This window comes from Jatrophihabitans sp. (assembly GCA_036389035.1).
GTDB lineage: Bacteria > Actinomycetota > Actinomycetes > Mycobacteriales > Jatrophihabitantaceae > Jatrophihabitans_A.
In genome coordinates this window covers 300,423-314,940 of record DASVQQ010000011.1, presented here as the reverse complement: position 1 = coordinate 314,940, position 14,518 = coordinate 300,423, and the positions used below count along the sequence as shown (strand labels likewise).

Here is a 14,518-nt window from a genome sequence, read left to right as displayed (position 1 = left end):
CGCGCCCGGCTAGTGCCTTCTCGGACTAATGGCCTCGGACCGACGGTCTCGGGACGCTCGGTCAGTCGCAGCGCTGGCCGCTTTCAATCGCCCACCGGCCGTTCGGAAGCTGGATGGCATGCAGCATCAGGTCGGTGGCGGTGAGGGTCACTCCGGACGCGTCGGGAGCGTGGGCCGTCCAGACGGTGTTCGGCGTGCCATAACCTGGCACGTTGGCGTAGCGGGTGAACTGCTGTGCGGCTTCAACCGGTGAGGCCCAGCCGTGGTAGTCGCTGACCATAGCCAGGATGAAGGCCGAGCGCTGCGGGCAGTGGGACAGGCTGGCAGCGTCTGCTGGAGTGGCCCGGCTGGGCGGGTCGGCGGAATCGGTGGAGCTGACGGCCTGATCGGGGTCGGCCAGGTTGCTGGAGCCGGAGGACCTGGCGGCGTGATCGCGGCTGGCCGGATTTCCTGAACCGGCTGGACTCTCAGGGTTGGCCGGCTCTGCTGCTCCCGAGGCTCCAGCAGCCGAAGCCATCGCGGGGCCTCCGAGCGGATCTGCCTCCGGCTGGGCCGTCGCGCAGCCGGTGAGCGCCAGCACGGCAGCGCCTGCCAACCCCACTGCGGCAGGGCGCCATCGGCCACGCTGCCCGAATCTGGTCACTGGCCCGCTCCATGCTCGGTCTCGATGTCTCCGCCTACGCGCTGTCTCTATCCCTGATGCGCCGGCACGCTCGTTTGATTGCATCCGCGCGATCCAGTCGTTGCGGAGCGGCTCGGGTAGCTGCCACCTTCCCGTGGCTGGTCGGCGTCCCCTTCTGCGGCCCGACGCTCTGCGCGCCAACCGCTGAATCGCGGACCGGCCGTCGGCGCCGGCCTGGCGTTGAGGCACAATTCGGCGCTTGGCTTCTCGCGCGGACCGGCGCTCGGCTTCTCCTGCGTGGGCGGCGCGGGCCACTACCGAAGGATGGGCGCATGCGGTGGGATGACCTGTTCGCCGACCTCGAAGCGCAAACCCAGGCGCTACTGGTGGCTGAGCGCGATGCCGAAGTCGCGGAGTTGACCCGGCTCGAGACCTCCCGCTTGCAACTGGTGAACCGGCTGCGACCCGCGGTCGGCGCGGCGGTCAGGGTCCGCTGCCTGGGCGGGATGGCGCTGGCCGGCCGGATCAGCGCGGTCGGCGCCGGTTGGCTGCTGCTGGACGAGGGTGGCGGCCGAGAGGCATTGCTGGCTGCCGCGGCGGTGACCTCGGTCGCGGGCTTGGGACGGCTGTCCGCCGTGCCCGGTTCGGCGCTGGACGGGGGTCTCGGAATCGGGCATGCGCTGCGCGCAGTGGCTCGGGACCGGTCGGTGCTGCGAGCCTGCCTGACCGATTCGACCGTGCTGGACGGCACGCTGGACCGGGTGGGATCGGATTTCGTCGACTTCGCCGTGCACGCCGCCGGTGAGCCCCGGCGCCGCGAGGACGTGCGCGAGATACTGGTGCTGCCGATCAGCGCGCTGGCCGCATTGCGGCGCGACAGCTGAGCCGCGCGGCAGAAGTCCGCGGTCGAGCCGCGCTCAGTCCGCGGTCGATCCGCCCTCAGTCGGCGGTCGAGTCGATGAAGGGGTGCTCGGCCACGAACTGTTTGGTCTGGTCATACATGCGTGAGATGTAGGACTCCAGCTGCTCACGTTCCACCCGCCACTGGCCCCGGCCTCCGATCTTGATGGCCGCGAGCTCACCTGAACGGACCAGGGCGTAGGTCTGGGATGCCGAGATATTGAGCACCTCAGCAACGTCGCTGAGGGTCAGGAATCGAGGTTGCGTCATCGTCGATCATCTCCGTCGGGCGTCTTAAGCCGACGATATCGAAGGCAAACCAGCCGGCTCGCACGCCAGTGTGGCAGTTGTTGACCAGCTGCTGGGGCACGTTGTCCACAGGATTGGCCTGGTCGCCCGGACATCCCTGCTGCCCTTCCTGCAAGATGTATCGCTATGACCGATACGTCGCTGCCACCTGCCGATCCAGCCTCGCCGGTGCCCCGCCGGCTCAACCGGCCGCGCTGGCTGGACGCCCGGCTCGTCGGTGGCGTCGTCCTGGTGCTGACGGCGGTGTTGCTCGGTGCGGTGCTGGTGTCCTCGGCTGACCGCCGGCAACCGGTCTGGTCGCTGAGTCACGACGTCGCCGCCGGCACGGTGCTGACCGGCGCCGACCTTCGCCCGGTTCGGGTGCAACTCGGCGCCGCCGCATCGCGGTATCTGAGTTCTGACGTCGCGGTCGCCGGCCGGACCGTGCATCGCTCGCTGCGGGCCGGTGAACTTCTCGCGGTGGCTGAGGTGACGGCTCCGGCGGCCGGCGTGACGGTGAGTATTCCGCTGCAGCCGGACAACGCGCCCGAGATCAACCGTGGCGACCGGATCACCCTGTGGCTCAGCACCAAGACCTGTCGCGGGGTTGTCCTGCTCAGCGGCGTGCCGGTGCAGAGTGCCGACAAGGTGAGCGGATCCGCCTTCGGCTCGAACACCGGCTCCGTGCTGGTGGTCCGGGTCTCCGCCGCGGACGCCAAGCGGGTCGTGTCGACGCTGGACCTGGAGGGCGCGGTACTGCGGGCCGGCGTGCTGTCGGCTGCGGAGCAACCCGAGCCCCCGTCCGAGGCGCTGGCAAGTTGTGCGGGGGCCCGGTGACCATTGCGGTGGTCAGTGCCGCGGACGGGGCTCCGTGGGAAGCCGCGCTGCTGGCCGAGTTGGGTCGGGGCCACGGCGCGGAGGGCATCACGGTGGTCCGGCGGTGCGTGGACCTGGTGGAACTGCTGGCGGTCGCCGGCTCGGGTCAGGCCGTCGCCGCACTGGTCGACGCGCAGCTGCGACGGCTGGACGCCGACGCCGTGGACCGGCTGGCGGCAGGCGCCGTAGCGGTGGTCGGGGTCACCGCGCCCGGCGCGGAGGCCGACCTCGAGCGCTTGCAGGATGCCGGTATCCGGTTCTTCGTGCCCTCGAACGCCGCTGCTGCCGTGTTCGCCGCGGTGATCGGAGCCGCGGTGGCCGACCGGTCGGCACCAAGCCGTGCCGGAGCCGAGAACGCCTTCGGCGATCCGGCGTTCGCGACCGGCTCGGTTGCCGGTGGCCTGCAGGACGGGCCGGGCAGCTCGGGCAGCCCCGGCTCGGACGGTCCCGGTTCGGGCAGTCCCGGGTCGGTCGACTCGGACCGGTTCGTGGGCGCTGTTGCCTCGGCCGTGGAAGCGCCGGCTGATCAGACAACGCCCCGGCCGGGAAAGGTGATCGCCGTCTGGGGTCCTACCGGCGCGCCGGGCCGCACCACCACCGCCGTCACCCTGGCCGATGAGCTGGCCAGGCTCTCGCAACGCTCGTTGCTCGTCGACGCCGATGTCTACGGCGGGGTGGTGGCCGCGATGTTCGGGCTGCTGGACGAGTCCCCGGGCCTGGTGGCGGCATGCCGGCAGGCCCAGTCCCGCCGGTTGGACGTCGAGGGACTGGCGGGCCTGTGTTGGCAGGTCAGCGACCAGCTGCGGGTGCTCACCGGCATTTCCCGTGCTGACCGCTGGCCCGAGCTGCGCAGCACAGCACTGCGCGGGGTGTTGACAGTGGCTCAGGCACTGGCCGATTACACGGTGGTCGATGTCGGCTTCGGCCTGGAGACCGATGAGGAGCTGAGCTTCGACACCCTGGCCCCTCGGCGCAACGGGGCGACGCTGGCGGTCCTGGAGGAGGCGGACCTTGTTCTCGCGGTGGGTTCGGCCGATCCGATCGGCATCCAGCGGCTGGTACGCGGGCTGGGGGAGTTACGAGCGGTCGCCATCGACACCCCGGTCTGGATCGTGCTCAACCGGGTGCGCCGCAGCGCCGTCCCCGGCAACCCCGAGGTCGAGCTCAACGCCGCGTTGCGACGCTTCGTCGGCCAGCGGAGCGCGGCTCTGCTGCCCTATGACCTGATCGGCCTGGACCAGGCCGCGACAGCCGGGCAAACGTTGGCCGAGGCGGCGCCGGCCAGTCCGCTGCGCGCGGCGGTCATAGGACTTGCCGAGTCGATCTGCGGCGCTCCGGCGTCTCGGCGGGGAAGGCGGCGCAAGTAGCGTGTACCTGCGGGCTCGCCGCGTCCACCGAGCCGCCGGCCCGCGTCCCGGCGCTCTGGCGTTGGCCAATGAAGGAGCTTTCGCGACATGGCAGACAGGCTGAACCCGCTCGACGTGTCCTTTCTGTATCTGGAAGGCCGTACGACTCCGATGCACGTGGGCGGCCTGGCGGTGTTCGAGCCGCCGTCGGAGGGCTTTGACTACGACAGGTTCGTGAACCTGATCGAGCGCCGGATCTCCCTGGTGCCCCGCTACCGGCAGAAGGTCAGATCGGTGCCCGGTCACCTGGCGAACCCGGTCTGGGTCGATGACGCCGACTTCGACCTGGGGTATCACGTCCGGCGCTCGGCACTGCCGCGGCCGGGCTCGGACGAGCAGTTGCGCGAGCTCGTCGCCCGGGTGCAGTCGCGGGCGCTGGACCGCAATCGCCCGCTGTGGGAGATGTACCTGGTCGAGGGGTTGGCCGGTGGGCGCTTCGCCGTGATCCAGAAGACCCATCACGCGATGGTCGACGGCATCAGCGCGGTGGACATCGGCCAGGTGATCCTGGACACCACGCCGGTGCCACCGGAGATCGGTGAGGATCTGTGGATGCCCCGTCCGGAGCCTGGCTCGGCCAGCCTGGTCATCGACGCGGTGACCGACCTGATCCGGCGTCCGACCGCGGTGGCCGACACGGTGCGGATCGGGATGGCAGATGCCCGCAACGTGGCCTCGCAGGTCACGGCCGCGGTCACCGGCGTGCTGTCGGCCGCCCGGGTGGTGGCCCGGCCGGCTCCGGACTCGCCGCTCAACGGCCCGACCGGCTCGCAACGCCGGTTCGCGGTTGCCCGGACGGAGCTGGAGGATTACCGGAAAGTGCGCAAGCACCGAGGCGGAACCGTCAATGACGTGGTGCTGGCCACTGTCACCGGCGCTGTCAGGGGCTGGCTGTTGTCCCGCGGCGAACCGGTGAAGCCCTCGACGACGGTGCGGGCGCTGGTCCCGGTCAGCGTCCGCGGCGACAGCGACTCCGACCAGCCCGGCAATCGGGTGTCCTCCTACCTGGTCGACCTGCCGGTCGGCGAGCCGAATCCGATGGTCCGGCTGAGCCAGGTCGGCTATGCGATGAAGGCGCACAAGGAGTCCGGCCAGTCGGTGGGCGCCGAAGCTCTGGCGGCGCTGTCCGGTTTCGCGCCGCCGACGCTGCACGCGCTCGGAGCCCGAGCCGCCAGCAGTTTCACCCGGCGGCTGTTCAACGTGGTGGTCACCAACGTGCCAGGACCGCAGTTTCCGCTGTATGCCTCGGGGGCCGAGATGCTGGAGATGTTCCCGGTCATTCCGCTGGCCGCGGGTCAGTCCGTCTCGATCGGCCTGACTTCTTACAACGGCGGGGTGTTCTTCGGCCTCAACGCCGACCGGGACGCGATGCACGACGTCGAGGTGCTCGCCTCCCTGATCGAGGAGTCGCTGGCTGAACTGGTCGCCGCGTCCAACGGCGCACGCCGTCGCTGAGGCGATGCGCCCAGGCGCGAAACTCCTTGCCTGGCGCAGGGTTCGGCAAGGATGCAGGAGGCATGACATACCTTTCCTACGGCAGACTTGTTCTCATCCGAGGCTTTGGGGAAAGGGCCAGACACGTGGCTGACAAGTCCGAACCGGTCCGCCGGGCGTTCGTGTTCGGCGGCGGTGGCGTGCTCGGGTTCGCATGGGTAGTAGGAGCGTTGACCGCCCTTCACCATGAGCTGGGAGTGGAGCCGGCTCCCGATGACCTGCTGGTCGGAACCTCGGCGGGCGCGGTCGTGGCGGGGCTGCTCGGCTGTGGAATGCCCGTCGACCGGATCCGTCGGCACCAGATCGGCATGCCGTTGCCCGAAGACCCGCCGATCAGTTGGAATTACGACTCCGACACCGGCGGCAGCCGCCCGCCTCGTCCGGTGTGGTGGCCGGGCTCGCCCCGCCTGGTGTGGGACGGCCTCCGGCGGCCCGCCAGCGTCTCGCCGGTGCTGGCACTGTCGGGTCTGCTGCCCAAGGGGCGTGGCAGCCTGCAGCCCATTCATCGGATGCTCGACAGCATGCTCGCCGAGACTCTCGGTGACGGGAACTGGCCGCAGCGGACCTGGATCGTGGCCACCGACTACTCCACCGGCCGTCGTACGGTGTTCGGCCACGATGACGAGCCGGCCGCCGGATTGGCCGACGCGGTCTGCGCCTCGTGCGCGATACCGGCCTGGTACACGCCGGTGCAGATCAACTCGCGCGCCTACATCGACGGCGGGACGGTGTCCAACGCCTCGGTGGACCTGCTCGCCGATCAGGATCTGGACGAGGTGTACGTGCTGGCGCCGATGGCCGCTGTGGAATCGGACAATCCCCGCTCGCCGGTGGCCAGGATCGAGCGGCGGGTCCGGCGCTCGATCACCCGAGGCATCGGCCACGACATCGCGGTGCTGCGCGAAGCCGGCACCCAGGTCACGCTGTTGACCCCCGGGCCGGAGGATCTGGCGGCGATGGGCGGCAATCTGATGAACCCGCGGCACCGGACGGCTGTGCTGCACACCTCGATGCGGACATCGGCCAACGCCCTTCGAGAGCAGCAGCGCCAGCAAGGTTTCACCCTCCCGGAGGCGGGCACCGCGTGAGGGTCTACCTGCCGGCCACCTCGACGGTGCTGGAAGGCCTGGCCAGTTCCGGCGTGCTGGGGCCGGCTCCGTTGACGGCCTTCGCTGTGACCCCCGGCCTGCGCGAGTACTACCTCGACGATGACATCGAGGCGTTGGAGTACGCGGCCGCCGCCGAGGCCGCCAGGGCGGCGTTACGGTTGATCGCGGCGGATCCGTCGGCCGCCAAGCGCCGACTGGTGATCTCAGCGGATGTCCCCGACGCCTCGGTCTCGGTGCGCGACGACCTGGATCGGGGCGTGGTGCGGGTGGCCGTTGAGGTCCCGCTCGCCTGGTGCGCCTCGGTGCATGCCGATGACAGCGAGGCCGAGGCCACGGTGGCCATTGCCGCCGAGCAGATCGACGCCGCGGACCTGGGCGACCCCGCGGCCGAAGAAGCGATCGACGACGCCGAAGGCTTCGAGCTTTCCTGGTACGCCACCCAGGAGATCGCGGAGCTGCTGGCAGAACTGCGCTGATCACGGCGCTCCTCGCGACCTGCGCGCCCAAGCGTCTTGCCGTGGTCATATCGCGACCTGAAGGGCAAGGCCGTCGGGTGCTGTCACGCGAGTGGCGTCGGTGACCAGCAGGCCACGGCCGGGCACCGGCGCCAGCCGGTGCGGACCGGCCCGGACGCCGAGAAGCTCCCCGTCGGCAGGGCTCGGCTGCAGCAGCAGGCCGGTCCGGTGACGGCGCACTACTACGGCGGGTCCGCGAAAGCTCATCGCGACGTCCTCCGAACGCGCGGCCGCGATCACCGCGGCGCGGTGACTGGTGGCCACCTCGGTCAAGAAGCTTCCGCTGGCGGTGTCGTTGAACCGCTCCGCGTCGTCGACCAGCACTAATTGCCCGGTGAAAGCAGCACAAACTCCATCGGCTCCCGGCGGCGAATCCGGCGTGAGCACGGAAATGCCCCGCCGGTTCGCCCAGGCCGCCAGTGGTGATCGAGGTGGAGCGGCGACCAGCATGTCCAACCCCGCCGCCCACGCCTGCCGGGCGATCACCACGGCGGTGGTGCTGCGCCCGCTCAGCGGTGGGCCGGCGATCAGGAATCTGGTGTGTTCGTCGAACAGTTCGGCCCAGACTTCTCGGGCGTCATCACCACCGACACCGAGAAGGCAGCCACCGGGTCGTCCGGCCACGTGCTCCCGATCCAGGTGGTGAGAGCGCTCGACGCGATTCGACGCGGCCGTCAGGTCGGCCTGGCGCACCGACGCGGGCAAGCTCCTGATCCTGATGGCAGGGCCGGCCGCGGTCACCGGGCCTGCCTGGCTGAGCTGTCGCACGACGGCTTGCTGCGCCCCCGGTCCGGAATCCGCGGTGAGCAGGGCCAACTGGACTTCCAGCCCGTCGTCGGCGCTCACCGCCCGACCGGGTTCGAAGCTGGCGGGAAGGCTGGCCAGGCTCAGTCCGGCGCTTGCATAGTCACCGCGGTCGATGAGGGCGAGCAACAGCTTGCGGCTCAGCACCGGAGCGACCCGCAGGCCCAGCATCGCCCTGTCGCCGGCGATGAGCACCGTGATGCCGACGGCGGCCCCGTCGCGGGACAAGCGAAGCAGCGCCTCCACGGAACGGCCGGCGTCGTAGTCGTCACTCAGCGCGGTGAAGCCCTCCCAGCCGTCGAGGGCGACCACCATCACCGGCAGCGGCGTGCCGCTCAGATGCGCCTCCGCCAGAGTGCTGACGCCAAGGCCTGCCAGCAGGCGTTGCCTGGCGCCGAGTTCCTCGACCAGCCTGGCGCTCAGCCGCGCGACTGCCCTCGGGTCGTCACGGGTCACCACCGCTCCGCAATGCGGCAGCCGCTGGAAATGGCGAAAGCTCTGGCCTGAGCAGTCCAGGACGTAAAGGTGGAGCTGAGCCGCGTCCAGTTGTTCGCAGGCTTGCCCGAGAAAGGTGTGCAGCGCGCTGGTGCGGCCCGATCTGGGGCTACCGATGAACCCGATCGACCCGCCGTTGATCAGATTATGAGCGGCCGGGCATTGCCGCTGCCGGCCAGGATCATCGACCAACCCGAACCGGATCTCGAAGGGCGCTGCCCGATTCTGGCCCAGGTCAGCGGTCCTCAGGCGGGTCGGCAGCGGCGGCAACCACGGCCGTTGCGGCAGCGGGCGCTTCAATTCGCGCACTGCCTCAAGCATCGCCGCGCGCAACAGACCATGCTCATCGGCTGATTCGGTGACCGCGACGGTGGGCTCGCTCACCCGGTTCCAGGCATCCAGCGTCGCGATGGTGATGGTTGGCGGCGGGACAGGGCGTCGCCCGGTTCGGGCTGTTTGAAATTCGACCAACCCGTCGGCCAGCTGGGCGAAGCCCCGACCGGGCCGGTTCTTGGAGATGTGTCGCGCGGCATCGCTGCCGATCACGTCGTGTGACTCTGCCGCGTCGGTGACCCGAAGCGCTATGCGCAGCGAGATGTTGGCCTTGATCTGGGGTGAGACCACGCCCGCTGGTCGCTGAGTGGCCAGCACCAGGTGCAGACCGAGGGAGCGGCCTCGTTGCGCGATGCCGATCAGCCCGGAGAGGAAGTGCGGCAGTTCCTCGGCCAGGTAGGCGAACTCGTCCACCACCAGCACCAGCCTGGGCAGCCTTTGGCTTTCGTGACGTGCTGATCGGCGGTACTCGTCCAGTTCGGCGACGCCCGCCTCGGCGAAGGCGATCTCGCGGCGGCGGATCTCGGCGTCCAGGGATATCAGCGCCCTGCTGGTGAGATGTCCGTCCAGGTCGGTCACCAGCCCGAGGGTGTGCGGAAAGCCGGCGCACTCGGCGAAAGCGGCCCCGCCCTTGTAGTCGATCAACACGAAGGCCACATCGTCGGGCGCGTGCCGGGTCGCCAGGCCCGTCACCATGCTTCGCAACAGTTCGGACTTGCCGGATCCGGTGGAACCGGCGATGAGCAGGTGCGGCCCGTCCCGGAGAAGGTCAATTTCCACCGGTCCCGTCGTGGCCATTCCGATCGGGGTGGCGGCCGGCCCCGGCGCCGACCATCGCCGCGACAACGATCTCGCGGTGATCCTGTCGCCCTCCAGCAGGTCTGCCAGCCAGACCTCGGTGGGCAACTCCGCCGTGCCGGTGGACTCAGCGTCACGCAGTGGGGCCAGCGAACGTGCCAGCCGCTCCGCCCACCGCGTCGACACCCGGTCAGTGGCCGCCCGCAAGGCTTGCCGGCCAGCCTGGCAGAGCTCCAGCATCGAGCCGGTCTCGGATGTGAGCACGGCGGTCGACCGGCACGACGGTGGCAGCAACCGGGATTCCTGATCGACGCAGACTGCGCTCACGCCCACCGCCGGGCCGTGCTCCAGCACCAGCTGGAGGCCGTCGAGCGCGGCCAGCGCGCTTGCCCGGTCGATCAGCACGACGATCCGCGGGCCCGACCAGATGGCTCCGGCGCGCTCGGCTCGCCGATCAGCGATGACCTCCAACAAGTTGCTCAGCAACAGCCGGTGCCGGTCCGGCTCGGTCGCGACGGCCTGCACCATCGCGCCCGCCCATCTGAGCCATCGCCAGTCGGCGATCTCGCCGTCGAGCAGCGCGACCACCGTGAGATCGCGCGGCGAGTGCAGGGCCAGCAGTTGCCCCATCACCCAGCGTGCCGAACCTCGCGCCAAGGGCAGGGGGCCGGCGAGTCCGAGCGTGCCGTCCAGCAGTGACACGGTGGCCGGCACGCCAGCGATCACCTCAGCGGGCAGCGCGCGCCCCGACCTGGTCGCCGGGGTGTCGGCAGCTTGATCGGCCAGGCCCAGGCGAACAGCGAGAAAACCGGGCTCGGTCGCCCGGCGCTCCCACAACCGGCAGTCCGGAACGGCCGCTGCCTGCAGCACCGTGGCCGCGTCGGCGAATTCTCGGTGACGCCTGGATTTCTCCGCCGCCAACCGCGCCTCGAACCGAGCCTGGGCGGCCGCTTCTGCTTGAGCGCGCGCCCGACCGGCCTTGTCGCGGCTTCGACGCCATTCCCGGCGGTCAACGGTGGCTCCGGCCAGCATGGTCAGCGGGCTCAGGAGCGCGAAGAGGAGGAATTGGTTGTTGCGCATCAGGACTGCGAAGCTGACGCCGAGCACCGCGGGCGTCAACGCGGTGACCCATTGCAGCCGTGGCCGCCCGGTGGTCACCGGTTCGGCGGGAAACTCGACGGGTTCACGATCCAGCGGCTCGGCGATATGGGGCGGCCGGTGCACCAGCAGTCCGCCGTGGCCATCGGCGGTGACAGCAGCGGGAGGCTCGCTCGCGGCGAGCACGCACAACAGCGAGTTGCCCACCCGGAGCACCGCGCCCAGCTCGACAGCGCAAGGCTCGTTCGTGATCGCGGTGCCGTTCAGCCAGGTGCCATTGGTGGAATCCAGGTCGCGCACCGAGATGCCTCGAAGATCGACGCAGAGCTCGGCATGCCGACGTGAGACGTCCGGGTCCTCAAGCGCCAGGTCAGCGGCTCGGGTGCGTCCGATGAGGTGACGGCCACGGGGTAGGGCGATCACGTGGCCGCTGTCGGGGCCGCCGACGACGCGAAGCTGGAGTGCCGAGCCAGCCGACGACGATCGGATTCCACTGCCGCCCAAGGTGATCACACACCCCGAACGCAGGCCAGGACCGCCCAGCAGGGCGGCGGGCTGAAGCGGTCCGCCGCCGCTGCTGGTCATGGAGCAAGCCGCGGGATCTTCCATCAGCCCGCCGAAAAGCGGGACCAGCTGCTCGACCGTGGTTCCGCCGGGGGCGCGGACCTCGATGTCACGTTCGCGATCTCCGGCCCGGAGCGTCAGTTTCACCCGCATGCCGGCAGTGTCGCCGATTTCCCGGGCCGATTGCCGGCCGGCCAAGGCAGTTGTGGATAACGAAGAGTTATCCACAGCGAGGGTCCTCATCCTCTTCTGACGCCCCGCAAGTGCATACGGTGGGGGCCGCTTGACCACCACCGGCCGGGCATGAGGAGAGGACCGCGGCACATGACGGGATTGAAAGTCTCACCCCAGCAACTCACCGCTCTCGGCGGCAGTTGCAATCGGACCGCCACGGATATCCGCGGTCAGCAGGTCAGCCTGAAAGGCCAGCTGACGCCGCTGTTCGGCGCTGACTGGTCGGGTGCGGCCGCCACCCAGTTCGCGGCCCTGTACGAGCAGTTCAACAAGAACGCCGAAGGCCTGACGGCGGCCCTGGAAGGAATCGGCACCCTGCTCAGCCATGCCGGCCAGAGCTACGCGGCGGTGGAACAGCAGATCGCCGCCTCCTTCCGGGGGTGATCCGGTCACGGGGGTGATCGGAGGAGAAGCCGGCCAGGCGATAACGTCCAGGGGTGACTGGCGCGCCCTCGGACATCCTGCACTTGGTCGAAGCGGCCTACCGGCAGCACTTCGAAACCGTTCCGGCCCGGGCCTCGGTGTCCTTTCTCGGGCTGGATCCGATCGAGATCCTGCGCTATCCCGACGGTCACCAGGATCACTACCTCAGCCTCGGCATGTCCCGTTACCCGATGGCCGACCCGGGCGAGATCGTGATCGCGGCGCACAGCGCTCCGCGGGCCGAACTGCTGCTGTCGGCGGCGGGCCGTCCGGACCTGTTGTGGCGCAGGCTGGCGGTGCTGGCCGCGGCGCCGGCGGTGGAAGGCGCGGTGTACCAGGTGGGCAACAGGATCGACCTGGGCGAGCCGCTCTGCCCCGGTTCCCGTTGCACCGGTGGGGTGCTGACCACCTCCGGGCTGCAGCCGATCACAGTCCCCGATGCGGCAGCCGTGCAGATTCTGCGGGTGCTTCCGGCGACCCAGACAGAGCTCGCCTGGGCACGGGTTCACGGCAGCGAGCAACTTCAGCAGCGCTGGCTGGCTGCTGGGACCGACCTGGCCGATCTGACCCGCGACCCGGTCCAGCTGAGCTGACGCCCAGCCGGGGTGAGCGGGTGACCCATGGCACGTCGCCCTGCGCGCCTGTCAGCTGGCGGTGTCCGGCACGATAGCCGCAAGCAAGCCGATCCGAGGAGGTAGCCGTGCAGTTCGGTCGTAGCTATGAGGAATTCGAGATCGGAGCGACCTACAAGCACTGGCCCGGCAAGACCATCACCGAAGCCGATGACCACCTCTTCTGTCTCATCACCATGAACCACCATCCACTGCACCTGGACGCCAATTACGCGGAGAACACCACCCAGTTCGGAAAGAATGTGGTGGTCGGCAACCTCATCTACTCGGTGCTGCTGGGCCAGTCGGTGCCTGACGTCTCGGGCAAGGCCATCGCGAACCTGGAGATCGAGTCGCTGCGCCACGTGGCCCCGACGTTCCACGGCGACACCATCTACGGCGAGACGCTGGTGCTCGACAAGTGGGAGTCCACGTCCAAGGACGACCGGGGCGTGGTCTACGTCGAGACCAAGGGCTACAAGCAGGACGGCACGGTGGTCTGCTTGTTCCGGCGCAAAGTCATGGTCCCCAAGCAGAATTACCTCGACGCGCGCGGCGGGGAACAGCCCGGCCGGCCGACGCCGAGCAGTTGAAAATGCTAAGCCGGCAGCAGTCGCCAACCGGCCAGGGCATCGAGCAGGCCTGCTGCCAGCGGTAGCTCGGTCATACCGGCCAGATCGAACCATCCCGCCGCGGCGGCGTCATCACCGGCTTGCAGCGTGCCGCCCACAACTCGACAGAGAAAATCGTCGATCTCGTACTCACCACCACCGGGAGCCGGCCGGTGCACCCGGCCCGCCCAGCGGATGACCTCGACGCAGAGGCCGGTCTCCTCACCCACTTCGCGCACGCACGTGGCCTCGGGCCGTTCCTCCGGCTCGCACTTGCCGCCGGGCACCGACCAGGTCAGGGCGGCGGGTGGCTTGGATCGCAGAACCAACAGCAGCCTGCGCCGCTCGTCGAAGACGATGCCGCCAGCGGCTGGGATGGGCATGAACCACAGTCTGCCAACATTGACGCGGCGCGGCCTTCGGTGCACCTTGAGCAGATGGGTTTCTCCTGGTGCCCCCGTTGTGGCAACGATCTGGTGGCCCCGACCGAATATGACAAGGCCTGGCGATGCTCGCGGCACGGGCAAACGTTGCCGCTGACCATTCTCGCCAGGCTGGACGCGCCGGCGATCCGCCACCTCTGCGACCACGCGAAGGTGCCGGTCTGGCTGCCGGACCCCATGCCGGTGGGCTGGACGCTGGCGGGTCTGGCCACTGTCGGCGACGTGCCCGACGGGTACCGGGCCACCGTGGTCTCGTTGCGTGGTCCAGCGCCGCTGGGCGGGAGCGGTGAATGGCTGATCGTGGCGGAGGAGCCGGGGGTCGGGCTCGGAGCAAGCTATGCCGGCGCCGAGATGATGGCGACACCGCCGATCTCGACCGAGTTGCCCCTTGCCAAGGTGCACGCGTTGGGCCACCCGACCCCGCTCTGGCCGATCCAGGACTCCCTCGCCGACCGCAGTGCCTACGTGGGGGAGGCCGCCGGGGTGTGGCTGTGGCTGATCAGCTTTCCCGCCGACGCCGGTTACGCGCTGCTGGAGGATCTGGCAGTGACGGACCTGCGTGAACACCAGCTGCCGATCCTGGAAGTGGGCGAGCTCTCACTGCGCCTCCGGCCGGGGCACTGACACCCACCCCGCCAGCCGGCCGGGAGCGCCTCCCACCCAAACCCCGGGGTGTCCGGTAGACAGGTCTCGACCTGTGGTTGAGATCAACCGCGTCGACGGGCATCGAGGAGTCAAGCGTGGTCAAGAAGCTCGGCGTGTTGCTCCTCATCGCGTTCCTGATCTTCTTCGTGGTCAACTCACCCGCCGACGCCGCCGCACTGGTGAAGAACATCCAGCAAGTGCTCGCCGACGGGTTCGAGAGCATCGCCGAGTTCATCCGAAGCTTCTAGG

Annotated in this window: 15 protein-coding genes; 11 read left to right on the top strand and 4 right to left on the bottom strand. The window is 69.6% G+C overall.

All coding sequences use genetic code 11. The annotated features are described in order from the left end of the window. Positions 1 to 61 precede the first annotated feature (61 nt). A complete protein-coding gene (locus VF557_09320; GenBank protein HEX8080397.1) occupies positions 62 to 601 on the bottom strand; it encodes a hypothetical protein in 540 nt (179 codons plus the stop codon). A 353-nt stretch (positions 602 to 954) separates the two neighbouring features. Between VF557_09320 and VF557_09315 the strand changes: the two genes are divergently transcribed. After that, complete coding sequence (locus VF557_09315) at positions 955 to 1,506, top strand: hypothetical protein (GenBank protein ID HEX8080396.1); 552 nt, start codon at positions 955 to 957, stop codon at positions 1,504 to 1,506. Between the two features lie 55 nt (positions 1,507 to 1,561). Here the strand turns inward: VF557_09315 and VF557_09310 are convergent, their stop codons facing one another. Then, positions 1,562 to 1,792: a helix-turn-helix domain-containing protein gene (locus VF557_09310; protein HEX8080395.1), complete on the bottom strand. Its 231-nt coding sequence runs from the start codon at positions 1,790 to 1,792 to the stop codon at positions 1,562 to 1,564. Positions 1,793 to 1,957: 165 nt separating this feature from the next. On the opposite strand from VF557_09310, the gene VF557_09305 reads away from it, so the two are divergent. The 5 genes from VF557_09305 to VF557_09285 all read left to right on the top strand — a co-directional run bounded on the left by VF557_09305 (position 1,958) and on the right by VF557_09285 (position 7,171). Then, positions 1,958 to 2,647: an SAF domain-containing protein gene (locus VF557_09305; GenBank protein HEX8080394.1), complete on the top strand. Its 690-nt coding sequence runs from the start codon at positions 1,958 to 1,960 to the stop codon at positions 2,645 to 2,647. Then, entirely contained in the window at positions 2,644 to 4,053 is a 1,410-nt protein-coding gene (locus tag VF557_09300; GenBank protein HEX8080393.1) for a hypothetical protein, read from the top strand. Before VF557_09305 ends, VF557_09300 begins: the two co-directional genes overlap by 4 nt. Before the next feature lie 87 nt (positions 4,054 to 4,140). Further along, entirely contained in the window at positions 4,141 to 5,547 is a 1,407-nt protein-coding gene (locus VF557_09295) for a wax ester/triacylglycerol synthase family O-acyltransferase (GenBank protein ID HEX8080392.1), read from the top strand. A gap of 125 nt (positions 5,548 to 5,672) precedes the next feature. Then, the gene (locus VF557_09290; protein ID HEX8080391.1) at positions 5,673 to 6,674 is read left to right on the top strand and encodes a patatin-like phospholipase family protein; all 1,002 of its coding nucleotides are present in this window, start codon (positions 5,673 to 5,675) and stop codon (positions 6,672 to 6,674) included. Then, on the top strand, positions 6,671 to 7,171 hold the full coding sequence (locus VF557_09285; protein ID HEX8080390.1) for a hypothetical protein: 501 nt from the start codon (positions 6,671 to 6,673) through the stop codon (positions 7,169 to 7,171). The genes VF557_09290 and VF557_09285 overlap by 4 nt, the downstream gene beginning before the upstream one ends. Before the next feature lie 45 nt (positions 7,172 to 7,216). On the opposite strand, the gene VF557_09280 is transcribed toward VF557_09285, so the two are convergent. Further along, positions 7,217 to 11,455 carry an FtsK/SpoIIIE domain-containing protein gene (locus VF557_09280; protein ID HEX8080389.1) on the bottom strand — a complete coding sequence of 1,413 codons (4,239 nt, stop codon included), beginning with the start codon at positions 11,453 to 11,455 and terminating at the stop codon, positions 7,217 to 7,219. A gap of 171 nt (positions 11,456 to 11,626) precedes the next feature. Between VF557_09280 and VF557_09275 the strand changes: the two genes are divergently transcribed. The 3 genes from VF557_09275 to VF557_09265 all read left to right on the top strand — a co-directional run bounded on the left by VF557_09275 (position 11,627) and on the right by VF557_09265 (position 13,163). Beyond that, the gene (locus VF557_09275; protein ID HEX8080388.1) at positions 11,627 to 11,920 is read left to right on the top strand and encodes a WXG100 family type VII secretion target; all 294 of its coding nucleotides are present in this window, start codon (positions 11,627 to 11,629) and stop codon (positions 11,918 to 11,920) included. Between the two features lie 53 nt (positions 11,921 to 11,973). Beyond that, a complete protein-coding gene (locus VF557_09270) occupies positions 11,974 to 12,552 on the top strand; it encodes a suppressor of fused domain protein (GenBank protein HEX8080387.1) in 579 nt (192 codons plus the stop codon). 107 nt (positions 12,553 to 12,659) lie between these two features. Continuing rightward, positions 12,660 to 13,163 carry a MaoC family dehydratase gene (locus tag VF557_09265; protein HEX8080386.1) on the top strand — a complete coding sequence of 168 codons (504 nt, stop codon included), beginning with the start codon at positions 12,660 to 12,662 and terminating at the stop codon, positions 13,161 to 13,163. Between the two features lie 5 nt (positions 13,164 to 13,168). Here the strand turns inward: VF557_09265 and VF557_09260 are convergent, their stop codons facing one another. Beyond that, a complete protein-coding gene (locus VF557_09260; GenBank protein HEX8080385.1) occupies positions 13,169 to 13,564 on the bottom strand; it encodes an NUDIX domain-containing protein in 396 nt (131 codons plus the stop codon). A 54-nt stretch (positions 13,565 to 13,618) separates the two neighbouring features. On the opposite strand from VF557_09260, the gene VF557_09255 reads away from it, so the two are divergent. Further along, positions 13,619 to 14,248, top strand: a complete 630-nt coding sequence (locus tag VF557_09255) for a DUF6758 family protein (protein ID HEX8080384.1) — start codon at positions 13,619 to 13,621, stop codon at positions 14,246 to 14,248. Positions 14,249 to 14,364: 116 nt separating this feature from the next. Then, positions 14,365 to 14,517 carry a hypothetical protein gene (locus VF557_09250; GenBank protein HEX8080383.1) on the top strand — a complete coding sequence of 51 codons (153 nt, stop codon included), beginning with the start codon at positions 14,365 to 14,367 and terminating at the stop codon, positions 14,515 to 14,517. Position 14,518 lies beyond the last annotated feature (1 nt).

Coding starts and splice junctions, on each gene's coding strand:
- VF557_09275 (HEX8080388.1), top strand. CDS start 11,627: ATGACGGGATTGAAAGTCTCACCCCAGCAACTCACCGCTCTCGGCGGC.
- VF557_09295 (HEX8080392.1), top strand. CDS start 4,141: ATGGCAGACAGGCTGAACCCGCTCGACGTGTCCTTTCTGTATCTGGAA.
- VF557_09255 (HEX8080384.1), top strand. CDS start 13,619: ATGGGTTTCTCCTGGTGCCCCCGTTGTGGCAACGATCTGGTGGCCCCG.
- VF557_09260 (HEX8080385.1), bottom strand. CDS start 13,564: ATGCCCATCCCAGCCGCTGGCGGCATCGTCTTCGACGAGCGGCGCAGG.
- VF557_09310 (HEX8080395.1), bottom strand. CDS start 1,792: ATGACGCAACCTCGATTCCTGACCCTCAGCGACGTTGCTGAGGTGCTC.
- VF557_09305 (HEX8080394.1), top strand. CDS start 1,958: ATGACCGATACGTCGCTGCCACCTGCCGATCCAGCCTCGCCGGTGCCC.
- VF557_09280 (HEX8080389.1), bottom strand. CDS start 11,455: ATGCGGGTGAAACTGACGCTCCGGGCCGGAGATCGCGAACGTGACATC.
- VF557_09315 (HEX8080396.1), top strand. CDS start 955: ATGCGGTGGGATGACCTGTTCGCCGACCTCGAAGCGCAAACCCAGGCG.